Source organism: Streptomyces sp. NPDC092369 (assembly GCF_044755245.1).
In the GTDB taxonomy this organism is placed as follows: Bacteria; Actinomycetota; Actinomycetes; order Streptomycetales; family Streptomycetaceae; genus Streptomyces.
This window is the reverse complement of record NZ_JBIVQP010000003.1, coordinates 604,242-626,204: the sequence shown is the minus strand read 5'-3', so window position 1 is coordinate 626,204 and position 21,963 is coordinate 604,242. Positions and strand designations below refer to the sequence as shown.

General features: G+C 69.5%; 20 protein-coding genes. 10 read left to right on the top strand and 10 right to left on the bottom strand.

All coding sequences use genetic code 11. The annotated features are described in order from the left end of the window. Window positions 1–139 precede the first annotated feature (139 nt). The 3 genes from ACIQI8_RS19725 to ACIQI8_RS19715 all read right to left on the bottom strand — a co-directional run bounded on the left by ACIQI8_RS19725 (window position 140) and on the right by ACIQI8_RS19715 (window position 3,371). Window positions 140–337 (bottom strand): CstA-like transporter-associated (seleno)protein, encoded by a 198-nt coding sequence (locus tag ACIQI8_RS19725; RefSeq protein WP_402351906.1) that lies wholly within the window; start codon window positions 335–337, stop codon window positions 140–142. Continuing rightward, complete coding sequence (locus ACIQI8_RS19720; RefSeq protein ID WP_402351903.1) at window positions 312–2,447, bottom strand: carbon starvation CstA family protein; 2,136 nt, start codon at window positions 2,445–2,447, stop codon at window positions 312–314. Before ACIQI8_RS19720 ends, ACIQI8_RS19725 begins: the two co-directional genes overlap by 26 nt. A gap of 159 nt (window positions 2,448–2,606) precedes the next feature. After that, window positions 2,607–3,371 (bottom strand): GntR family transcriptional regulator, encoded by a 765-nt coding sequence (locus ACIQI8_RS19715; protein WP_123997833.1) that lies wholly within the window; start codon window positions 3,369–3,371, stop codon window positions 2,607–2,609. Window positions 3,372–3,691: 320 nt separating this feature from the next. Here ACIQI8_RS19715 and ACIQI8_RS19710 point away from each other — a divergent pair, with 320 nt between their 5' ends. The 4 genes from ACIQI8_RS19710 to ACIQI8_RS19695 all read left to right on the top strand — a co-directional run bounded on the left by ACIQI8_RS19710 (window position 3,692) and on the right by ACIQI8_RS19695 (window position 8,394). After that, window positions 3,692–4,972 carry an extracellular solute-binding protein gene (locus tag ACIQI8_RS19710; protein ID WP_402351899.1) on the top strand — a complete coding sequence of 427 codons (1,281 nt, stop codon included), beginning with the start codon at window positions 3,692–3,694 and terminating at the stop codon, window positions 4,970–4,972. A 75-nt stretch (window positions 4,973–5,047) separates the two neighbouring features. Next, on the top strand, window positions 5,048–6,034 hold the full coding sequence (locus ACIQI8_RS19705) for a carbohydrate ABC transporter permease (RefSeq protein ID WP_402351897.1): 987 nt from the start codon (window positions 5,048–5,050) through the stop codon (window positions 6,032–6,034). After that, window positions 6,031–6,888 carry a carbohydrate ABC transporter permease gene (locus ACIQI8_RS19700; protein WP_402351894.1) on the top strand — a complete coding sequence of 286 codons (858 nt, stop codon included), beginning with the start codon at window positions 6,031–6,033 and terminating at the stop codon, window positions 6,886–6,888. The genes ACIQI8_RS19705 and ACIQI8_RS19700 overlap by 4 nt, the downstream gene beginning before the upstream one ends. Before the next feature lie 9 nt (window positions 6,889–6,897). Continuing rightward, the gene (locus tag ACIQI8_RS19695) at window positions 6,898–8,394 is read left to right on the top strand and encodes a glycoside hydrolase family 3 protein (RefSeq protein ID WP_402351891.1); all 1,497 of its coding nucleotides are present in this window, start codon (window positions 6,898–6,900) and stop codon (window positions 8,392–8,394) included. A gap of 87 nt (window positions 8,395–8,481) precedes the next feature. Here the strand turns inward: ACIQI8_RS19695 and nagB are convergent, their stop codons facing one another. Then, window positions 8,482–9,267 (bottom strand): glucosamine-6-phosphate deaminase, encoded by a 786-nt coding sequence (gene nagB, locus ACIQI8_RS19690; RefSeq protein ID WP_402351889.1) that lies wholly within the window; start codon window positions 9,265–9,267, stop codon window positions 8,482–8,484. A 206-nt stretch (window positions 9,268–9,473) separates the two neighbouring features. Between nagB and ACIQI8_RS19685 the strand changes: the two genes are divergently transcribed. Further along, window positions 9,474–10,556, top strand: a complete 1,083-nt coding sequence (locus ACIQI8_RS19685) for an SIS domain-containing protein (protein WP_402351886.1) — start codon at window positions 9,474–9,476, stop codon at window positions 10,554–10,556. A gap of 367 nt (window positions 10,557–10,923) precedes the next feature. Continuing rightward, on the top strand, window positions 10,924–12,390 hold the full coding sequence (locus ACIQI8_RS19680) for a PAS domain-containing sensor histidine kinase (RefSeq protein ID WP_402354008.1): 1,467 nt from the start codon (window positions 10,924–10,926) through the stop codon (window positions 12,388–12,390). 231 nt (window positions 12,391–12,621) lie between these two features. On the opposite strand, the gene ACIQI8_RS19675 is transcribed toward ACIQI8_RS19680, so the two are convergent. After that, window positions 12,622–12,879 (bottom strand): WhiB family transcriptional regulator, encoded by a 258-nt coding sequence (locus ACIQI8_RS19675; RefSeq protein WP_010353616.1) that lies wholly within the window; start codon window positions 12,877–12,879, stop codon window positions 12,622–12,624. Between the two features lie 319 nt (window positions 12,880–13,198). Beyond that, complete coding sequence (locus tag ACIQI8_RS19670; protein WP_402351883.1) at window positions 13,199–14,167, bottom strand: diacylglycerol/lipid kinase family protein; 969 nt, start codon at window positions 14,165–14,167, stop codon at window positions 13,199–13,201. A gap of 347 nt (window positions 14,168–14,514) precedes the next feature. On the opposite strand from ACIQI8_RS19670, the gene ACIQI8_RS19665 reads away from it, so the two are divergent. Then, window positions 14,515–14,964: a hypothetical protein gene (locus ACIQI8_RS19665; protein WP_402351880.1), complete on the top strand. Its 450-nt coding sequence runs from the start codon at window positions 14,515–14,517 to the stop codon at window positions 14,962–14,964. A 37-nt stretch (window positions 14,965–15,001) separates the two neighbouring features. Here the strand turns inward: ACIQI8_RS19665 and ACIQI8_RS19660 are convergent, their stop codons facing one another. The 3 genes from ACIQI8_RS19660 to ACIQI8_RS19650 form a co-directional block, all read right to left on the bottom strand. Next, window positions 15,002–16,138, bottom strand: coding sequence for an RNA polymerase sigma factor SigF (locus tag ACIQI8_RS19660; protein ID WP_402351877.1), 1,137 nt, complete (start codon window positions 16,136–16,138; stop codon window positions 15,002–15,004). Then, a complete protein-coding gene (locus tag ACIQI8_RS19655) occupies window positions 16,135–16,548 on the bottom strand; it encodes an anti-sigma regulatory factor (protein WP_030784224.1) in 414 nt (137 codons plus the stop codon). The genes ACIQI8_RS19660 and ACIQI8_RS19655 overlap by 4 nt, the downstream gene beginning before the upstream one ends. Before the next feature lie 261 nt (window positions 16,549–16,809). Beyond that, entirely contained in the window at window positions 16,810–17,070 is a 261-nt protein-coding gene (locus ACIQI8_RS19650; RefSeq protein WP_280880756.1) for a UBP-type zinc finger domain-containing protein, read from the bottom strand. A gap of 63 nt (window positions 17,071–17,133) precedes the next feature. Here ACIQI8_RS19650 and ACIQI8_RS19645 point away from each other — a divergent pair, with 63 nt between their 5' ends. Both ACIQI8_RS19645 and ACIQI8_RS19640 read left to right on the top strand, forming a co-directional pair. Continuing rightward, the gene (locus ACIQI8_RS19645; RefSeq protein WP_402351872.1) at window positions 17,134–18,729 is read left to right on the top strand and encodes a Na+/H+ antiporter; all 1,596 of its coding nucleotides are present in this window, start codon (window positions 17,134–17,136) and stop codon (window positions 18,727–18,729) included. Between the two features lie 304 nt (window positions 18,730–19,033). Beyond that, window positions 19,034–19,339, top strand: a complete 306-nt coding sequence (locus tag ACIQI8_RS19640; protein WP_402351869.1) for a hypothetical protein — start codon at window positions 19,034–19,036, stop codon at window positions 19,337–19,339. On the opposite strand, the gene ACIQI8_RS19635 is transcribed toward ACIQI8_RS19640, so the two are convergent. Then, the gene (locus ACIQI8_RS19635) at window positions 19,317–20,237 is read right to left on the bottom strand and encodes a 1-aminocyclopropane-1-carboxylate deaminase/D-cysteine desulfhydrase (RefSeq protein ID WP_402351866.1); all 921 of its coding nucleotides are present in this window, start codon (window positions 20,235–20,237) and stop codon (window positions 19,317–19,319) included. The two genes, ACIQI8_RS19640 and ACIQI8_RS19635, sit on opposite strands and share 23 nt — an antisense overlap. Before the next feature lie 211 nt (window positions 20,238–20,448). Here ACIQI8_RS19635 and ACIQI8_RS19630 point away from each other — a divergent pair, with 211 nt between their 5' ends. Then, window positions 20,449–21,855, top strand: coding sequence for a family 2B encapsulin nanocompartment shell protein (locus ACIQI8_RS19630; RefSeq protein ID WP_402354005.1), 1,407 nt, complete (start codon window positions 20,449–20,451; stop codon window positions 21,853–21,855). Window positions 21,856–21,963: the final 108 nt, after the last annotated feature.

The following is a 21,963-nucleotide window of genomic DNA, read 5'->3' as shown; positions in this document are numbered from 1 at the left end:
GGATCGCCTGTGATCACCTGGGTAACGCGCAGGCAATGTAGGTCACGGTGTCACGGATGCGGAAGACCTCGTCCGCATATCGGTATGTCGATTCTGTGAAGGCCCGACAGATGGCCCAACGGGGCTCCGCGAAAGGCTCTCAGCAGCAACGGAAGCCCTGTCGCGGATCCGCTTCCTGACGGTCCGTGCGCATCCGCTCGAAGGCCCTCCGGGTGGGCACCTCGGCCTGCGGATGGCCCGTGCGCAGGTGGAGGACGTAGCGGTCGTACGCCGACTCGTCGGTCAGCTCGCGCACGTACCAGCGCACGCTCCTAAACGCTCGTCGGAGTCGCCGCATCGCGTTCCTCCTCCTTCTCGGTCCGGGTCGGGAACAGGCCGGCCGGGGCGGTGAGCTTCGACTCGACGTACGGCGACTCGCTCAGCGTGGACAGGGCCGGGCGGCGGACATGGCGGACGCAGACGCGGGCCGCGTCCGCGATCACCACGATGATCAGCACCGCGAGGACGGCCGTGAGGACGCCGTCCACCGTGGAGTTGGTGACCACCGTGTGCATGTCGTCCATGGTCTTGGCGGGCGGCAGCACCTTGCCGGAGTCGATGGCGTCCTGGAAGACCTGGCGCTGCTTGAAGAAGCCGACCCGCGGGTCGCCGGAGAAGACCTTCTGCCAGCTCGCGGTGAGGGTGACCGTGGCGTCCCAGGCGAGCGGGATCCCGGTGATCCAGGCCCACTTGAGGCGCCCGGACTTGACCAGGAGGGTCGTGCAGACGGCGAGGGCGACCGCCGCGAGAAGCTGGTTGGAGATGCCGAAGATCGGGAAGAGCTGGTTGATCCCGCCGAGCGGTTCGTGGACGCCGACCCACAGGAAGTAGCCCCACAGTGCGCACACGATCGCGCTGGTGATGGCCAGGCCCGGCTTCCAACTCACGTTCTTGAAGGGCCTGATGACGTTGCCGAGCATGTCCTGGAGCATGAACCGGCCGACCCGGGTGCCGGCGTCGAGCGCGGTCAGGATGAACAGCGCCTCGAACATGATCGCGAAGTGGTACCAGAAGGCCCGCAGGCTCCCGCCGGTGACCTTGGAGAAGATCTCCGAGACACCGACGGCCAGGGTGGGCGCGCCGCCGGTGCGCGAGAGCAGGCTCGACTCCTCGACCCGCTGCGCCGCCCGCGCGAGCGCGTCCGGCGAGATCTGGTACCCCCAACCCCCCACCACCTGCGAGGCGTTCTGCACGGTGGTGCCGATGACCCCGGCCGGCGCGTTCATCGCGAAGTACAGACCGGGGTCGATGATGCTCGCCGCGAGCAGCGCCATGATCGCGACCGAGGACTCCATCAGCATGGAGCCGTAGCCGATCATCCGGACCTGCGTCTCCTTCTGGATCATCTTCGGCGTCGTACCGCTGGAGATCAGCGCGTGGAAGCCGGACAGCGCCCCGCAGGCGATGGTGATGAAGACGAAGGGGAAGAGCGAGCCGGCGAAGACCGGGCCGTTGCCGTGCCGGGCGAAGTCGGTGACCGCGTCCATCCTCAGCGTCGGCAGGGCGATGACGACACCGAGGGCGAGCAGCGCGATGGTGCCGATCTTCATGAAGGTGGAGAGGTAGTCGCGGGGCGCGAGCAGCATCCAGACCGGCAGGATCGAGGCGATGAAGCCGTACGCGACCAGCCAGACCACCAGCGTCGCGGGCGCGAGGGTGAAGGTGTCGGCCCAGGAGGACTCGGCGACCCAGCGGCCCGCGACCAGGGCGAGCAGCAGCAGGCCCACGCCGATGAGGGAGACCTCGGCGATCCGGCCGGGGCGCAGGACCCGCAGGTAGAAGCCCATGAACAGGGCGATGGGGATGGTCATCCCGATGGAGAAGGTGCCCCACGGTGAGGCGGCGAGGGCGTTGACGATGACCAGGGCCAGCACGCCGAGCAGGATGATCATGATGGCGAAGGCGGCGATCAGGGCCGCCGCGCCGCCGAAGGGGCCGATCTCCTCGCGGGCCATCTGCCCCAGCGACCGGCCGTCGCGGCGGGTGGAGAAGAACAGCACCACCATGTCCTGGACGGCGCCGGCGAAGACGACTCCCGCGATGATCCAGATCGTGCCCGGCAGATAGCCCATCTGCGCGGCCAGGACGGGTCCGACCAGGGGGCCCGCGCCGGCGATGGCGGCGAAGTGGTGGCCGAGCAGGACGCGGCGGTCGGTGGGGTGGAAGTCGATGCCGTTGTCGAGGCGTTCGGCCGGGGTGGCCCGGGTGCCGTCGACCCTGAGCACCTTCTGCGCGATGAACTTCGCGTAGAAGCGGTAGGCGATGGCGTAGGTGCCGAGGGCGGCGGCGACCATCCAGGCGGCCGAGACGTCCTCGCCCCGGGAGAGCGCCAGTACGGACCAGCCGGTCGCGCCGATCAGCGCGACAAGGGTCCAGACGACGATGCTGCGGACGTTCGCGGTACGCACTGGGATGTCCTCCCGTCCATGCGGCGACGGGAGGAACGTAGAGCAGGAAAGGGAGTTGCGCTACACCGCGTGCACCACGCGGTGTGCGCTGTCGCAAGTCGCGACCGGCTCAGTGGCGCGAGTTGGCGAGTTACCCGTTCGGTCTGTCGAGTTGCAGGTTCAGTCCTGCGGGCGCTTGAGGCGGGCCACGAACTTGTAGCGGTCGCCGCGGTACACCGACCGCACCCACTCCACCGGCTGTTCGTCCCGGTCCAGCGAGTGGCGGGAGAGCATCAGCATCGGCAGGCCGACGTCGGTGCCGAGCAGGCCGGCCTCGCGCGGGGTGGCCAGCGAGGTCTCGATGGTCTCCTCGGCCTCGGCCAGGTGGACGTCGTAGACCTCGGCCAACGCCGTGTAGAGGGACGTGTACTTGACCAGCGACCTGCGCAGGGCCGGGAAGCGCTTGGCGCTGAGGTGGGTGGTCTCTATGGCCATCGGCTCGCCGTTGGCCATGCGCAGCCGCTCGATGCGCAGCACCCGGCCGCCGGTGGTGATGTCCAGCAGGTCCGCGAGCCGGTCGTCGGCGGTGATGTAGCCGATGTCCAGGAGCTGCGAGGTGGGTTCTAGGCCCTGGGCGCGCATGTCCTCGGTGTACGAGGTGAGTTGGAGCGCCTGCGACACCTTGGGCTTGGCGACGAACGTGCCCTTGCCCTGGATCCGCTCCAGGCGTCCCTCGACCACCAGTTCCTGAAGGGCCTGGCGGACCGTGGTGCGCGAGGTGTCGAACTCGGCCGCGAGGGTCCGCTCCGGCGGCACCGGCGTACCGGGCGTCTGCGTCTCCGTCATGTCGAGCAGGTGTTTCTTCAGGCGGTAGTACTTGGGCACGCGCGCGGTACGGACGGTCGCCCCACCCTCGTTCTCCGCACTGCTGACGTCGGTGCTCATGGTCTGCCTTCCCGCTCCGGATGCGGCTCGTTTCGTGATCCCCTCTGTATACCGTCGCCACCAGTTTTGGTCTAGTCCACAGAGCCAAGTGGTCTAGCGGAGGAGCGTACTCCGCAGCCAGGGTTTTCGCTGCCTTCTTACTTAAAGGTTCCTGCATATGTAGGTCCCATAACGGCTGGTCAGGGCGGTTTCGAGCACCCTTGACAGGGCATCTGGTCTGGTCCAAGCTCCCGGTACTGGTCTACACCACTGGTCCAGGTCCCGGCCTAACGCGATGCGGGGAGGCCAGGGGGGTTTGTGGCATCCCTGAGGAGGGTGGCGTGAAGCGCAAGCTGATAGCCGCGATCGGTATCGCGGGAATGATGGTCTCCATCGCGGCATGCGGGGACAGTGACAAGGACAAGGGGTCGGACAGCGCGGACGTCAAGTCGCTGACCGTCTGGCTCACCGTCGACGCGCAGAACAACTGGCCCGAGCTGGTGAAGGCCGCCGACGCCGCGATCGTGAAGAAGCACCCCGGCATCAAGATCAAGCACGAGTACTACGGCTGGCCGGACAAGAACACCAAGCTCGACGCGGTCCTGGCCACCGACAAGGTGCCGGACGTGGTCGAGATGGGCAACACCGAGATGCTGTCCTACATGGTCAAGGGCGCCTTCGCCCCGGTGGACGCGGCGAAGTTCGACAACTCCGCCGCGTGGCTGGACGGCCTCAAGGCCTCGGTGACGTACGACGGCAAGACCTACGGCGTGCCGTACTACGCGGGTGGCCGCGTCGGCAACTGGCGCAAGGACCTGTTCGCCTCGGTGGGCGTCAAGACCGCGCCGAAGACGTACGCGGAGCTCACCTCCGCGCTGGACAAGGTGCAGAAGAAGGAGGGCGACAAGTTCTCCGCCTGGTACCAGCCCACCCGTGACTGGTACGCGGCCATGTCCTACGTCTACGACGCCGGCGGCTCCATCGCCACGGAGAGCGGCGGCCAGTGGAAGGCCAACCTCTCCTCGCCGGAGTCCGTCAAGGGCCTCACCGAGTTCAAGAACGTCATCGACAAGTACATGCACGGTGACAAGACCAAGGACGAGTCCGACCGTTACATCGTCTACGGCCAGGGCAAGTCCGGCATGATCTTCGGTGCGGCCTGGGAGGGCGCGACCGCCGCCGACCCGAAGAACGACAAGACCGGCAAGCTCAAGGACAACCTCGAGAACTTCGTGATGCCCGGTCCGTCCGGCAAGAACATGCCGGTCTTCCTGGGCGGTTCCGACCTCGCCGTCCCGGTGAAGTCGAAGGCCCAGGGCGTCGCCGCCGAGTGGATCAACGCCTTCACCGGCACCACCGGCCAGAAGGGCCTGATCGCCAAGGGCAACCTGCCCAACAACAAGACCGATCTCGCCCCCCTGAAGTCCGACCCCGCCACCGAGGTCCCGGCCACCGCGGCCGAGTCCAGCTGGTTCGTGCCCATGGCACCGGGCTGGGGTCAGGTCGAGAAGGCGCAGGTCCTGCAGACCATGCTGCAGAGCATCGGCACCGGCAAGAAGTCCGTCGAGGACGCCGCGAAGGAAGCGGACGCCGCGATCGACAAGGTCATCAACACCAAGTGACCTGAGAGCAGGGCCTCGTCCGGGGGACGGGGCCCTGCTCCTCGTACGACCTGAGGGACCGCTGAGGAGCGCGCGATGAGTGCCGCAGACACGACCACCCCTGCCAAGGTGCCGACCCCGCGCCAGGCACCACCACCGGACGTTCCGGACCGGCCGAGGAGAAAGCGGACGGGCGGCGGAGCCGGGACGCCCTGGCTGCTGCTCGCGCCCTGCCTGCTGATCCTCATCCTGGTCATGGGCTATCCGCTGGTCCGCCTGGTCACCCTGTCGTTCCAGAAGTTCGGGCAGTCCCAGCTGTGGGGCTTCCAGCCGGCCGAGTCGGTCGGGTTCGACAACTTCACCAACGTGCTGGGCGACGGCGAGTTCTGGCAGGTCGTCCTCCGCACGGTGATCTTCGCGGCCGGCTGCGTCATCTTCACGATGGTCGCCGGCATGCTGATCGCACTGCTCCTGCAGAAGGTCTCCGGCTGGGTGAAGACCCTCGTCAACATCGCCCTGGTGGCCAGCTGGGGCATGCCGATCATCGTCGCCACCACCGTCTTCAAGTGGCTCTTCGACGCCGACTACGGCGTCCTGAACGCGATGCTCAGCAAGCTGCCCGGCGTCGAACTGATCGGCCACAACTGGTTCGCCAGCGGACCGCAGGGCCTCGCCGTGATCATGCTCCTGGTGGTCTGGGGAGCCGTCCCCTTCGTCGTCATCACGCTCAGCGCCGGTCTGACCCAGGTCCCCAAGGAACTGGAGGAGGCCGCCCGGCTCGACGGCTCGGGCGCGTTCAGCGTGTTCCGCTACGTCACCCTGCCGATCCTCAAGCCGATCATCGTGATGCTCACGACCCTCTCGGTCATCTGGGACATGGGCGTCTTCCCGCAGGTCTTCGTGATGCGCAACGGGCACCCCGAGCAGGAGTTCCAGATCCTGACCACCTACTCCTACGACCGTGCCTTCGTCGTCAACGACTACGGGCAGGGCTCGGCGATCGCGCTGATCACCGTCGTGCTGCTGCTGGGCGTGGTCGCCGTGTACATGCGCCAGATGCTCAAGATCGGAGAGGTCGAATGAGCGCCATCGCTTCCATGGGCCGCCGCCGCAACCGGCAGGGCCGGTCGAAGGCCGGCTGGAACATCCTCGGCCTCCTGGTCTTCCTCGTCGCGGGCTTCCCCGTCTACTGGATGATCAACACGGCGATCAAGCCGGCCAAGGACGCCATCGACCCGGACCCGAGCCTGCTGCCCACCGGCTTCACCCTGTCCAACTTCAACCGTGCGCTGGACATCGCCGACTTCTGGGGCCCGGTCGGCCGCAGCCTCATCGTCTCCCTGACGGTGGTCGCGATCGGCATCGCCGTCGGCCTGCTGGCCGCGCTCGCCATCTCCCGGTTCGCCTTCCGCGGCCGCAAGATCGTGATCGTCGGCATCCTCGCGGTGCAGATGGTCCCGCTGGTCGCCATGATCATCCCGGTCTTCCTGCTCCTGAACGACCTGGGCCAGTACGACAAGCTCTCGGGCCTGATCCTCACCTACCTGACCTTCATCCTCCCCTTCACGGTGTGGACGCTGCGCGGCTTCATCGTCAACATCCCCAAGGAGCTGGAGGAGGCCGCGATGGTCGACGGCTGCTCCCGCACCGGCGCCTTCGTCAGGGTCGTCTTCCCCCTCCTGGCCCCCGGCCTGGTCGCCACCTCGGTCTACGGCTTCATCCAGGCCTGGAACGAGTACCTGTACGCCCTGATGCTGCTCAGCCAGGAGAAGCAGACGGCGACCGTCTGGCTCGGCAACTTCACCACGAAGCACGGCACCGAATACGCGCCGATGATGGCCGGCGCCACCATGATGGCCGTGCCGATCGTGGTCCTCTTCCTCCTCGTCCAGCGCAAGATGGCCGCGGGTCTCACCGCTGGCGCCGTGAAGGGATAACGCCCCCCGATGACGACTCTCGCCCACGGCGCGGACACCCTGACGCGCGATGCCCTGACCGTCCTGCAGCCCGGCTTCGCGGGCACCACCGCACCCGACTGGGTGCTGCGCAGGCTCGGCGAAGGACTCGCCTCCGTCGGCCTGTTCGGCCGCAACATCGCCACCCCCGAGCAAGTCACCGCGCTCACCGCCCAGTTGCGGACCGAACGCGACGACGTGCTCGTGGCGATCGACGAGGAGGGCGGCGACGTCACCCGCCTCGAAGTGCGCACCGGCTCCTCCTACCCCGGCAACCTCGCGCTCGGCGCGGTGGACGACGTCACGCTGACCCGGGACGTGGCCCACGACATGGGCCGCCGGCTCGCGGCCTGCGGGGTCAACCTCGACTGGGCCCCCTCGGCCGACGTCAACTCCAACCCGTCCAACCCGGTGATCGGCGTACGCGCCTTCGGCGCCGACACCGCCCTGGTCGCCCGGCACACCGCCGCTTATGTCACCGGCCTCCAGGCCGCCGGCGTGGCCGCCTGCACCAAGCACTTCCCGGGCCACGGCGACACGGCCGTCGACTCCCACCACGCGATGCCGCGGGTGGACGTGTCGGCGGAGGTACTGGCGGACCGCGACCTCTCCCCGTTCCGAGCCGCGATCGCGGCCGGCTCACGGGCGATCATGAGCGCCCACATCCTGGTCCCGGCCCTGGACCCGGACCTCCCCGCGACCCTCTCCCGCCGCATCCTGACCGATCTGCTGCGCGTCGAGCTCGGCTACACCGGCCTGATCGTCACCGACGGCATCGAGATGCAGGCCATCGCGGCCGCCTACGGCATCGAACGCGGCAGCGTCCTGGCCATCGCGGCCGGCGCCGACGCGATCTGCGTGGGCGGCGGCCACAGCGACGAGGGGACGGTGAGCCGCCTGCGCGACGCCCTGGTCGCGGCCGTACGCTCCGGCGAACTCCCCGAGGAACGCCTGGCGGACGCGGCGGAACGAGTCCGCGAGCTGGCCCGCTGGACGGCGACCACGGCGACGACAGAGCCGTACACCCCCGACGCGGACGAGGTCGGCCTGATCGCCGCCCGCCGAGCGGTACGCGTCACCGCCGCCCCGGACACCGCGTTCACCCCCCTCACCGAGGCGCCCTACGTGGCCCTCCTCACCCCGGTCCCGAACATCGCGGTCGGCGACCACACCCCGTGGGGCGCAGCGGCCCAACTGGCGGCCCTGCTCCCCGGTACGGAGACGGACAGCTACTCCGGAGAGAACGCGGCGGAGACGATCCTGACGACGGCCGGCTCCCGCCGCATCGTGGCCGTGGTCCGGGACGAACACCGCCACGCGTGGATGGCGGCGACCCTCGACACCCTCCTGGCAGCCCGCCCCGACACGGTGATCGTGGAAATGGGCGTCCCCATGTCTCCACCGCGAGGCGCCCTCCACGTGGCAACCCACGGAGCGGCAAGGGTCTGCGGCCAGGCGGCGGCAGAGATCATCGCCGGTCAGCTGTAGTGCTTTTAGGGGCGCGGGGAACTGCGCGACCAGCCACGCACGACCCGCGCCCCGAAACTCACAGAACCAGGCAGACGAATCCGTGCCTTAAATCCCTTGCCACGCAGGCTTGTTGACGAACGTGTGCCGGAAGTAGTCAGCCAACTTCAGCTTGGACGCGGCCCCTTCGTCGACGACAACCGTCGCGTGCCGATGAAGCTGCAACGCCGACGCGGGGCACACCGCGGCAACGGGCCCCTCCACAGTCGCCGCCACCGCATCCGCCTTGCCCTCACCCGTCGCCAGCAACACCAAATGCCGCGCTTCCAGAATCGTGCCGATCCCCTGCGTGATCACGTGATGCGGTACTTGATCAATATCACCGTCGAAGAACCGCGCGTTGTCCACCCGAGTCTGCTCGGTCAGCGTCTTGATCCGCGTACGCGAAGCAAGCGAGGAACAGGGCTCGTTGAACCCGATATGCCCATCGGTCCCGATCCCGAGCACCTGCAGATCGACACCGCCGGCCTCACTCAAGGCCTTGTCGTACGCCTCACAAGCCTCCAGCACATCGGCGGCCGTACCGTCCGGCCCCATGAACGCGTCCATGGAGATCCCCAGCGGCTCCAGCACCTCGCGCCGCAGCACCGAGCGGTACGACTCCGGGTGCTCGGCCGGCAGCCCCACGTACTCGTCGAGCTGAGCGACCCGCGCCCGCGAGGCGTCCACGTCACCGGAGCGCACCTTGGCCGTCAGCGCCTCGTAGATGGGCAACGGCGTCGAGCCGGTGGCCACGCCGAGCAGGGCGTCCGGCTTGTGCCGCAGCAGCTGTGCCATGGCCTCGGCGATGAGCTCGCCGCCCGACTTGGCGTCCGGAACGATGACAACTTCCACGCTGGGCCTGCCGATCTGAAGAGTGCCATGTGGTTTAGACCAATAGTGAGGCCAATCTAACAGAATCGGGTCTGTCCTCCCAGGTGGAACCTGCTGTTCTCCCAGGTGATCGGGCGGCCCCCGCATTCCACCCGGAGGACGGGCATCATTCGCCGTGGGGGAGTCGAATGAGCCCCAGCCGCCCACAGTTCGCTCGGAGGAAACCCATGACCGCCACCACACCGGACCCCCAGCGAAACGTCCCGGTCGACCTCCCGGGCGGGATCATGGCCCGCGAGATGGCCGAACAGCCCGCCGTGCTGCGCCGCATCCTCGCCGAGGGCGCCCCCGGCATCCGGCGGGTGGCCCGGGAGATCGCCGCCCGCAACCCCCGTTTCGTCCTGCTCACCGCCCGCGGCACCTCCGACAACGCGGCCCTCTACGCCAAGTACCTCCTGGAGATCCGCCTCGGCCTGCCCTGCGGACTCACCTCGATGTCCACGACCACGGCCTACGGCGCCCGGCCCGACCTCACCGACGTCCTGGTCGTCACCGTCAGCCAGTCCGGCGGCTCCCCGGACCTGGTCGCCTCCACCCGCGCCGCCCGCGAGGCCGGCGCGATCACGCTGGCCGTCACCAACAACGCCGATTCACCGCTGGCAGGTGTGTCCGAGTACCACATCGACGTCCTCGCCGGACCGGAGAAGGCCCTCCCGGCCACCAAGACGTACACGGCCTCCCTGCTCGCGCTCTACCTCTTCGTCGAGGGCCTGCGCGACGGCGACGGCGCCCCCGCCCAGGTGCTCCCCGACCTCGCCGAGCAGCTCCTCGCCCGGCAGGACGAGATCCGCGCCCTCGCCGGCCGCTACCGCTTCGCCGAGCGCATGGTCATCACCTCGCGCGGCTACGGCTACCCCACGGCGAAGGAGGCGGCCCTGAAGCTGATGGAGACCAGCTACATCCCCGCCCTCTCCTACTCCGGCGCCGACCTCCTGCACGGCCCCCTCGCCATGGTCGACAACGTCTCCCCGGTGATCGCGGTCGTCACCGACGGCAAGGGCGGTGAGGCCCTCCAGCCCGTCCTGGACCGGCTGCGCGGCCGCGGCGCCGACCTGGTCGTCATCGGGCCCAAGAGCCAGGTCGAGCAGGCCTCGGCCGGTTTCGTGCTGCCCACCGAGGGCGTGGCCGAGGAGGTCCAGCCCATCCTGGAGATCCTCCCGCTCCAGCTCCTGGCCTACGAGGTCACCATCGCCCGCGGCCAGGACCCGGACGCGCCCCGCGCCCTGGCGAAAGTGACGGAGACCCGCTGAGATCGGCTCGTCAACCGCCCCCGCACACGAACCCCCACGGGTTAGGCTGCCCGTCGGGGAAATAACAACAATCAACAGGCTTCAACGCATGGACACGCAGAGTGGTCTAGTCCAGAATTGAAGCGCTGTACGCACAGTCGCGAGACTTCCGCCTTCCCCGCACAGGAAGGCGGACCGAGGAACCGGTGCTCTCTGCCCTGACTGCCCCGGATCCTCACCCTTCGGCCGACCGGGATCGCACACCCCACGGCCGTTGTTGCTCCGGGCTGCGGTGCCGGGAGGGTTGAGGGTCCCTCCCAGGCGCCGCGGCCCGCGGGTGTTTTTATGCCCCTCACATACCCCCAGGTACGCTCGCCACGTGCCCTCCATGAACGAACTGGTCCGCCAGCACACCGCACTCGACGACTCCGACCTCGAGTGGCTGCATCTGCTGGTCTCGGAGTGGCAGCTGCTCTCCGACCTCTCCTTCGCCGACCTGGTCCTGTGGGTGCCCACCCGCGACGGGACGCGCTATGTCTCCGTCGCCCAGATGCGCCCCAACACCGGCCCCACCTCCTACCACGACGACATGGTCGGCCACCTCGTCCCCCGCGGCCGCCGCCCCATGCTGGACGCGGCCCTGGACGAGGGCCGGATCGTGCGCGAGGGCGACCCGGAGTGGCGCGAGGAGGTCCCGGTCCGGGTCGAGTCGATCCCGGTACGACGGGAGGGGCGCGTCCTGGGTGTCATCGCCCGCAACACCAACCTGCTGACCGTGCGTACCCCGAGCCGCCTGGAGCTGACGTACCTCCAGAGCGCCTCGGACCTCGCGCAGATGATCGCCGCCGGCGCCTTCCCGTTCGCGAACCAGCAGATGGACATGGACGCCGCGCCCCGCGTCGGCGACGGCCTGATCCGCCTCGACGCGGACGGCATCGTCCAGTACGCCTCGCCGAACGCGCTGTCGGCGTACCACCGCATGGGCCTCGCCTCCGACCTGGTCGGTCAGCACCTGGGCCGGACCACCGCCGAACTCGCGCCGACCCGGGGGCCGGTGGACGAGGCGCTCGCCAAGGTGGCCAGCGGGTGGGCGCCGCGCGAGTTCGAGATCGAGGCGCGCGACGGGGTCATCCAGTTCCGGGCCATCCCGCTCAAACCCAAGGGCACGCGCATCGGTTCGCTCGTCCTGCTCCGTGACGTCACCGAACTGCGCCGTCGCGAGCGGGAGTTGATCACCAAGGACGCGACCATCCGGGAGATCCACCACCGGGTGAAGAACAACCTCCAGACGGTCGCCGCCCTGCTGCGCCTGCAGGCCCGGCGCATCGAGTCGGACCGCGGCCGGGAAGCCCTGGAGGAGGCGGTGCGCCGGGTCGGTTCGATCGCGATCGTGCACGAGACGCTCTCCCAGAACCTGGACGAGCGCGTGGAGTTCGACGAGATCGCCGACCGCGTCCTCGCGATGGTCGCCGAGATCTCACCGGGCAAGGTGGCCGGCCGGCGCAGCGGCCGCTTCGGCATCCTGGACGCCGAGGTCGCCACCCCGCTGTCGATGGTCCTGACCGAGATCCTGCAGAACGCCCTCGAACACGGCTTCCGCGAGGGCGAGATGGGCACGGTCGAGGTGTCGGCCGTGCGCGGCGGCCCCAGCAAGGAGGCCCGCCTCCTGGTCACCGTCCAGGACGACGGCGTCGGCCTGCCCGAGGGCTTCGACCCGCACACCGACGGCAACCTGGGCCTGCAGATCGTACGGACCCTGGTGGAGGGCGAGTTGGGAGGCACGTTCGACATGGTCCCGGCGCCGGAGCGGGGGACCCGGGTGATCCTGGACGTGCCGGTCGAGGCGCACAAGTAGCCCTCGGCACCCGGGGATCCGGTGTCGGGCCGCGCCAACTCCCGGGAGGAGCCCGGCAGAAGTCCGGGGACAGCAAAGGGCCCCGGACCTTGTGTGGTCCGGGGCCAGTGCTCGTTGCTGCTCGTTCGCAAAGCGTAAGCGCATCGGGGGTACTGCGCGCTGCGGCTCGGGGGCGGGAGATGCGTACTCGCTGTACGCGCCGCCAAGCTCAGGCTTGTGGGGCGGGTGTTGTCAGGCGGTTGCCTGACGGGCCCGGTTGCGGGCGGCACGGCGCTTCATCGCGCGACGCTCGTCCTCGCTGAGACCACCCCAGACGCCGGAGTCCTGACCGGACTCGAGCGCCCACTGCAGACACTGATCCATAACGGGGCAGCGACGGCAGACGGCCTTGGCTTCCTCGATCTGCAGCAGCGCAGGACCGGTGTTGCCGATGGGGAAGAAGAGCTCGGGGTCTTCCTCGCGGCAAACGGCGTTGTGACGCCAGTCCATGGCTGCTACCTCTCCTTGGTATTACGTGCGGGTTGCTTGTGAATGTGAACGCTTTCACGAATCCCTCAACAAGTGAAGGGCCGAACGCCAGGTTCGCTGGCGGGGTCCTGTGGATTGAAGAGGGGTTCCGGTGATCCGTGGAGGCCGGTGTTGCGGGCCGTCTCGATCGCCACGTAGAGACTCGCAAACCTCAGCGGCGGATACAACCCCTTCTGGAAAGTTTTTTTTGATTCCTCGGTGTCGACTAGGTCACAGCCGTACTTCCATGGGGTGGACCCTGGCCTAAACGTTCGAGTGAAAGGACTTCAGCCCTTTCTGCTCACACAATCACACGCAGTGCACGGCGTACGCCTGTGAACGTCACGCTCGTGCGCAGTCCGAGGTGGTCGCCGTCCATCTGAAGGGGCAGGGGGACCTTCGAATGCAAGGTGAACTGGTCCAGGTCGTGCAGGGTGACGGCGTGCTTGCCGTGTGCTCCGCGTTCGGGGGACGAAGTGAGCAATTGTGTGGCATACCGGGCGGCGGAGACCGTGGACATGCGGCTGAGGCCGAGTACGTCGAGCCCGGTATCGAACGAAGCCTTAGGCGTTGCGTACACCGGACGATTACCCAGATACGTCCACGGTGAGGTATTGCAGATTATGGAGGCCACCAGATCGGTCACCGGTTCGGTGTCCGGCCGCTCCAGCGTGATCGTGCCGTGCCGGCGGTTGGGCTCCTGGATGAACTGGCGTGCGACCTGGCGCAGGTAAAGGGCGTGCGTGGATTTCTTGCCCCGCTCGCGCTGTTGCTCGACCCGGCCGACCACGCCCGCGTCGAAGCCGAGCCCCGCGCAGAAGGTGAACCAACGCGAGGGCACCGCCTCGTCCTCGGTGCCCGGGGTGCCGGCGGCGAGGCCCATGCCGACCGTCCGCTCAGTGCCCTCGCGCAGGGCGTCGAGCAGGGCGCCGGTCGCCTCGACGGCGTCGTTGGGCAGTCCCAGGGCACGGGCGAAGACATTGGTGGAGCCACCGGGAACGACGGCGAGACGGGGCAGGCCGTTGGGATTGGGGCCCGCGTGCAGCAGGCCGTTGACCACCTCGTTGACCGTGCCGTCGCCGCCGAGGGCGACCACCAGGTCGATGTCCTCGCTGTCCGCCGCCTGCCGGCCCAGGTCGCGCGCGTGGCCGCGGTACTCGGTGGTGACCGCTTCCAGCTTCATCTCGCTCGCGAGTGCGTGAATCAGGACATCGCGCGTACGTGCGCTTGTGGTGGTTGCCGCCGGATTGACCACGAGAAGTGCACGCATGAGTTGCAGCGTACCTACTGGGTGGTACTCGGCACAGGTCGAGTAGGGATCAGGTAAGAGCGGGGGACGTGAGCCTCACCACGGCGGAGTCGGGGCCCGGCCGCACCGGAAGGGCCACTTGCTCGGGGCGAACCGGGACGCGGGGGTTGCCCGCTCGGGGCGGATCGGGCCGCAGGAGTCGCCGCTCGGGGCGGATCCCACCGCAGGCTCGCTGCTCGGCACGGATCGCGCCGCTAAGGTCGCCCGCTTGCGACGGATCGCATCGCTGGGGTCGCCCGCTCGGGACGGATCGCATTGCGGGGGCCGCCCGCTCCGGCCGGCGGCAGCCCCGGGACTACCCTTCAGGGGTGACCAGTGAGCAGACTCCCAGCGCTTCGGACAGCACCGACCCGCGCCCGCGCCGCCTGACCTACGCGGCCGCGCTCGCCGGCCTTGAGGGGATCGCGTTGGCCGTCGGGGGCCTGTGGATGCTCGTGGAGGGCCTGGCCGGTGACCCCGACGACCGCGGGTCCGCCGTCACCGGCGGCATCACCCTGGTCGTCCTCGCGCTGCTGCCGCTGCTCGCCGCGCGGGGGCTGCTGCTGCGCCGCGGCTGGAGTCGGGGCCCCGCCGTCATCACGCAGATCATGGCGCTGCCGGTCGCCTACACCCTGCTCCAGGCCGACAGCGTGGCCATCCCGGCCGGGATCGCGCTCGCCGTCGTGGCCGTGGCCGCGCTGGTGCTGCTGGTCAACCCGGAGACGAACCGGGCCCTCGGGATCCGGGGGCCCGGCGGAGCGCAGGGCGACCAGAAGTAGCCCTGCCCGACTCGCCCTGCCCACCCGCTGTTCCTGCCTACTCCTCGACGAGCAGCTTCTCCCGCAGCTGTGCCAGCGTGCGGGCGAGCAGCCGGGAGACGTGCATCTGCGAGATGCCCACCTCCTGGGCGATCTGCGACTGCGTCATGTTCCCGAAGAAGCGAAGCAGCAGGATCCGCTTCTCGCGCGGCGGCAGGTCCTCCAGCAAGGGCTTGAGGGACTCGCGGTACTCGACGCCCTCCAGGGCCTCGTCCTCCGCACCGAGGGTGTCCGCGACGGCCGGGGACTCGTCGTCGGTGTCGGGGACGTCCAGGGACAGCGTGGAGTACGCGTTGGCCGACTCCAGGCCCTCCAGGACCTCTTCCTCCGAGATGCCCAGCTTCTCGGCCAGTTCGTGCACCGTGGGGGAGCGGCCGTGCAGCTGCGAGAGCTCCGCGGTCGCCGTGGTCAGCGACAGGCGCAGCTCCTGGAGCCTGCGCGGGACGCGGACCGCCCAGCCCTTGTCACGGAAGTGCCGCTTGATCTCACCGACGACCGTCGGGGTCGCGTACGTCGAGAACTCGACCCCGCGCTCCGGGTCGAAGCGGTCGACCGACTTGATCAGACCGATGGTGGCGACCTGGGTGAGGTCGTCCAGCGGCTCGCCGCGGTTGCGGAAGCGGCGGGCGAGGTGCTCGACGAGCGGCAGGTGCATACGGACCAGCCGGTTGCGCAGGTCCGCGTACTCCGGGCTGCCGTCCTTCAGCGTGCGCAGCTCGATGAAGAGCAGGCGCGCTCCGCTGCGGTCCTGTGGGTCGTGCCGCGTGGCCTGCTGGACGCTCGGGGCGCTCTGTTGGACGCTCGGCGCGCCCTGCCCGTCGGCCTCGGAGTTTCGCTCGTGCTCGCTCATCGTCCCGCCCGTTGTCCTTCTCCGAGCGCCGGCCGCCGGACGGAGCGGGGGGATCCCGGTCCGTCCGTCCACGGGCGCGCTCTGCACGGCACCTTCCCGATCCCGCGGTCCGTCCGGGGAGGCGGTCTCCGAGGAGTCCTCCTCCGGATGCGGCCGGGCCTGCTCGGGGATGCCGGCCATACCGTCGATGCCGTCACCAATGCGTCGGGATCCGCCTGTGCCCTCGGCCGGCAGCTCCCGTGTGCCGCGCTCTTCGTCACGCACCGGCCCGTCCCCTGTCCTCACGCCGGCCCGGGTCCCGCGCCGCGCTGTTTGTAGAGGCTGATCGAAACGGTTTTGTCGTCGTCCACCGCGGAGGAGACCTTGCCTGCCAGGGCGGACAGGACGGTCCAGGCGAAGGTGTCCCGCGCGGGGGCGTGACCGTCCGTGGTCGGCGCCGAGACGGTCACCTCCAACGAGTCGTCGACAAGCCGGAAGACACAACTGAGCACCGAGCCGGGCACGGCCTGCTGGAGCAGGATCGCGCAGGCCTCGTCCACCGCGATGCGCAGGTCCTCGATCTCGTCGAGGGTGAAGTCCAAACGGGCCGCGAGGCCGGCCGTGGCCGTACGCAGCACCGACAGGTAGGCACCCGCAGCCGGCAGCCGGACTTCCACGAAGTCCTGGGTCGCGGGCTCGCCTGCGATCTGGGACACCCTCACCTCCAAGGTGGTACAAGCATTTCAGGGCCGAGGGTCGCCCCCCGGGGTAACGCGACGTGTGCTTCAGCGGTGACGCTATCGCGCTCCGAACTTTCCTGTCCCCAGGACCCCAACCCCCTGCTGTCACTCATAGTAAACCTTCGGATACGCTCCGTGGCTAGGGGGTCGGCGGGCCCAATTGGGAAGAGCGCGCGCCGGGTTGACGTACCCAGACGTCAGACCGTCGAACCGTCGGTGCGGCGGAGTCGTGCCGCGTCACACGAGCACATGGTCCACGAAGCACCAGCGCCAGTTCTCACCGGGTTCGAAGGTCCGCATGATCGGATGACCGGAATCCTTGTGGTGCTCGGTCGCGTGCCGTCCCGGAGACGAGTCGCAGCAGCCGACATGGCCGCAGGTGAGGCACAGCCGGAGCTGGACCGGGTGCGTACCGTCCCGTAGACACTCGGGGCAGGTCTCATTGAGCGGTCCGGGTTGCGGGTGCGGCAGCGCGTCGGCATGCGTGCACTGTTTCATGATTGCCAGATTACGACGGCTGTGCGGATGACCGCGCGGAAAACCAGAGGGCGGGCGAGGACGATGGACGTGATGCCACTGCTGTTGCTGGTGGCGGGCAGCGCCGCGGTGGCCGCGGCGGCGCGGCGCACACCGGTGCCGGCGCCGCTGCTGCTGGTCGCGGCGGGCCTGTTGGTCTCGTACGTCCCAGGAGTGCCTGAGTACACCCTCGATCCTGACGTAGTCCTGCCGCTCGTCCTGCCGCCGCTGCTCTACACCTCGGCCACCGACAGCTCCTACCTCGACCTGCGCGCGCAACTGCGGCCGGTCGCGCTGCTGTCGGTCGGGTACGTGCTCTTCGCGACCTTCATGGTCGGCTGGGCCGCCTATCAGATCGTGCCGGGGCTGCCGTTGACCGCGGCGCTGGTGCTGGGCGCGGTGGTGGCGCCGCCGGACGCGGTCGCGGCCACGGCGGTCGCGCGCCGGGTCGGACTGCCCTCCCGGGTCACCACGATCCTGCAGGGCGAGTCCCTGGTGAACGACGCCACCGCGATCACCGCCTACCGGGTCGCGGTCGCCGCAGCGGTCGGTGAGGGCGCGACCTGGGCGGGCGGGATCGGCGAGTTCCTGCTGGCCGCGGTCGGCGGCGTCGGAATCGGCCTGATCCTGATGGTGCCGCTGCACTGGCTGCGCACCCACCTCAAGGAAGCGCTGCTCCAGAACACGCTCTCCCTGCTGATCCCGTTCGTCGCGTACGCGGTCGCCGAGCAGGTGCACGCCTCCGGTGTGCTCGCCGTGGTCGTCGTCGCGCTCTACCTGGGCCACCGCAACTGGGAGGTCGACTTCGCCACCCGCCTCCAGGAGGAGGCCGTCTGGAAGATGGTGGCATTCGTCCTGGAATCAGCGGTGTTCGCCCTGATCGGCCTGCAACTCCCCGTCGTCCTCAAGGGCCTTGGCGCCTACGAGGGCGGCCGGGCCGCCTGGTACGCGGTCGCCGTCTTCCTCGTGGTCGTCGCCTCGCGCTTCATCTGGGTCTATCCGGCGACCTTCCTGCCCCGGATCCTCTCGGCCAGAATCCGCAGACGCGAGGAGAACCCCACCTGGAAGGGGCCGTTCGTCATCGCCTGGGCCGGTATGCGGGGCGTGGTCTCGCTGGCGATCGCCTTCTCGATCCCGGAGAACATGCACAACGGCGAGGAATTCCCCGGCCGCAACCTCATCCTCTTCCTGACCTTCACGACGGTCATCGGCACCCTCGTCGTCCAGGGCGTCACCCTGCCCCCGCTGATCCGCCTCCTGAAGCTCCCCGGCCGCGACACCCAGGCCGAGACCCTCGCCGAGGCCAACGCCCAGGCGCAGGCCTCCCGAGTCGCCGAACAGCGCCTGGACGAACTCCTCGCCGACGAGAGCAACGCGCTCCCGCCGCCCCTCGCCGACCGCCTCCGCTCGGCCCTGGAGCGCCGCCGCAACGCGGTCTGGGAACGCCTCGGCCAGGTCAACCCCATCACCGGCGAATCCGTCGACGACACCTACCGCCGCCTCTCCCGCGAGATGATCAGCGCCGAACGCGCGATGTTCGTCCGGCTGCGGGACGGCCGCTACATCGACGACGAGATGCTGCGCACCATGCTGCGCAGGCTGGACCTGGAGGAGGCGGCGGCCTTCCGGGAGGCGGCGTGAGGCTCCGCCGGAAGCGCGGGGAGGGGGCGTCGACCGGTCACGGTGATCGAAGACGACCGGCGGCGAGCGAAATCCGGATGCGCCGGCTTGCGGGGCGGTCGCACACTCCCGGCATGGCTCAGCCCTCCGGCCGCTTCCGAGACCCGCGATACACCGCTGAGGACTTCCTCGGCTCGATCGTCGTGCGCTGCCCGGGCAGCGCGAAGGCCGCCCGTGTGGTTCCGGGGCCGGAGCCCTCCGACCCCCGGGTCCGGACGCTGTTCAGGTCTCGCCGTCTCGTCTGCCGCGGCTGTGGGCTGTCGCGGTGCGGAGCGGCCGCGATGTCGAGCTGCCCCGCGGCTCGGCCGGTCCCGTGACGGATCCGTACTTCGGCATGCCGCTGAGGCTCCAGGTCGAGACCCGGCACGGCTGGTTGTGGGCGTACGACCTCGAACACCTCGACCTGATCAGCCGTTTCGTCCAGGCGCGGCTTCGGGAGCGGGCGCCCTGGTACGACACCGGCCAGAAGATGACGCTGGTGGCCCGCCTGCCGGTGTGGATCAAGCGGGCGAAGAACCGGGACGACGTCCTGCGTGCCGTGGGCCGGCTCAGGGAAAAGGCCGCCCGGTGACCACCGCCGCCACCGTCGTCCCGCGCGGGAATGCGCCTTCCCCGGCAAGGGTGACAAGTCCGTACAGCGACTTGGCGACATAAAGGCGCTCGACCGGCACCCCGTGCCGTTCCTCGAAGTCGTCCGCGAACGCGTCGAGTTCGGGGGACACGCGCGCGTAGCCGCCGAAGTGGAAGCGGTCGTCGAGGGTCCAGTCGCCGCGCGGGCCGCCGAAGGCCGCGTGTTGCAGGGACCGTATGTCGTCGGCCAGGAAGCCGCCTTTGAGGACCGGGACGCCCAGGGCGCGTTGGCCGGGGGCGAGGCCCGCCGCCAGGCCCGCGAGGGTGCCGCCGGTGCCGCAGGGGAGGGCGACGACGTCCGCGTGTCCTCGCAGTTCCGCGCCCAGGGCCCGACAGCCGCGTACCGCCTCGGCGTTGCTGCCGCCTTCCGGGACGACGTAGGCGTCCGAGGCGCCGGCCTCGCGCAGCACGCGCGCGAGGGTGTCGGGGTCGGTCTTGTGGCGGTAGGTCGACCTGTCGACGAAGTGCAGTCGCATGCCGTCGGCCGCGCAGCGGGCGAGGGAGGGGTTGAGGGGGCGGTCGGCCAGTTCCTGGCCGCGGACCACGCCGATCGTGGGCAGGCCGAGCAGGCGGCCCGCGGCGGCCGTGGCCCGCAGGTGGTTGGAGTACGCGCCGCCGAAGGTGACGACGGCGCAGCCGGCCGCGGCGGCGAGGTTGGGGGCGAGTTTGCGCCACTTGTTGCCGATCAGGTCCGGGTGGATCAGGTCGTCCCGCTTGAGGAGGAGGCGGACGCCGTGGCGCGCGAACCGCTCGTCGGCCAACTCCTGCTGAGGAGAGGGGAGTCGGGGGCGCAGGGCGGCTGCCAGGTCGGGGGCGGAGGGGGTGTCGGAGCCGGTCACCCGACCATTGTCGCGGCCGTGGGGCGGTCCCCGCTCGTTCGGTGTTCGACGTGCCAATCGACTATGCGTCCGCCTCTGCCCAGCCCCCGGTGATCCATTCCCGCTCTTTCGTGTAATAGCACCGGCACGCTCCGTGATGGAAGGGTTGCCCGTGCACATCGATGCTCCGGCGCTGATCGGCGCCGGTGCAGACCGGGAGGGCAATTCTCATATGTCGGTAGGCGAAGAGGTCCGTACGGAGCAGGGCAAGCCGCAGCAGAGTCTCGGCACGGCTGCCGCGCGGAACCTGGCCACCACGACCAAGTCCGCGCCGCAGATGCAGGAGATCAGCTCGCGCTGGCTGCTGCGCATGCTGCCGTGGGTGAACGTCCAGGGCGGTACGTACCGGGTGAACCGGCGACTGAGCTACGCCGTGGGGGACGGCCGTGTCACCTTCGTGAAGACCGGGGACCGGGTCGAGGTCATCCCCGCCGAGCTGGGCGAACTGCCCGTCCTGCGCTCCTACGAGGACGAGGAGGTGCTCGCCGAACTCGCCCAGCGCTGCCGGCAGCGGGAGATCGCGGCGGGCGAGGTGATCGCCGAGTTCGGCAGCGCGACCGACGAGGTCTACCTGCTGGCGCACGGCCGGGTCGAGAAGATCGGCCAGGGCCCCTACGGCGACGACGCGGTCCTCGGGGTGCTCGCCGACGGCGCCTACTTCGGCGAGGCGGCCCTGCTGGGCCCGGACGCCATCTGGGAGTGCACGGCCCGCGCGGTCACCGCCTGCACGGTGCTGACCCTGACCCGCTCGGACGTCGAGATGGTCGCCGAGCGCTCCGACTCCCTGCGCGAGCACCTCCAGCACGCGCGCTCGATCCCGGAGCAGCGCACCAACAAGTTCGGCGAGAAGGAGGTCGACCTCGCGGCCGGCCACTCCGGCGAGCCGGACATCCCGCACACCTTCGTCGACTACGACGCCCGGCCGCGCGAGTACGAGCTGAGCATCGCGCAGACCGTCCTGCGCATCCACTCGCGCGTGGCCGACCTCTACAACCAGCCGATGAACCAGACCGAGCAGCAGCTGCGGCTGACGGTCGAGGCGTTGAAGGAGCGCCAGGAGCACGAGCTGGTCAACAACCGCGAGTTCGGACTGCTCAACAACTGCGAGTACGACCAGCGCCTCCAGCCGCACGACGGCGTGCCCAGCCCCGACGACCTGGACGAGCTGCTCTCCCGGCGGCGCGGCACCAAGCTGCTGCTCGCCCACCCGCGCGCGATCTCCGCGTTCGGCCGCGAGCTGAACAAGCGCGGACTGGTCCCGGAGACCATCGAGGTGGCCGGAAACCGCATCCCGACCTGGCGCGGTGTGCCGATCTACCCGTGCAACAAGATCCCGGTCAGCGAGGCCCGTACGACCTCGATCATCGCGATGCGCACCGGCGAGGCCGAGCAGGGCGTGATCGGTCTGCAGCAGGCCGGCATCCCGGACGAGATCGAGCCGAGCCTGTCCGTGCGCTTCATGGGCATCAACGAACAGGCGATCATCAACTACCTGGTGACGGCGTACTACTCGGCCGCGGTCCTGGTGCCCGACGCGCTCGGCGTGCTGGAGAACGTCGAGATCGGCCGCTGGAGGTGACGTTTCTGCACCTCCGTGCCGTGTCCGCGCCGGTCGGTGAGGGTAGATCTCGGTCGTACGCGCCCAGCGGAAGCGGAAGCTCCACCGTCCGCGGACTGACCGAGGGAG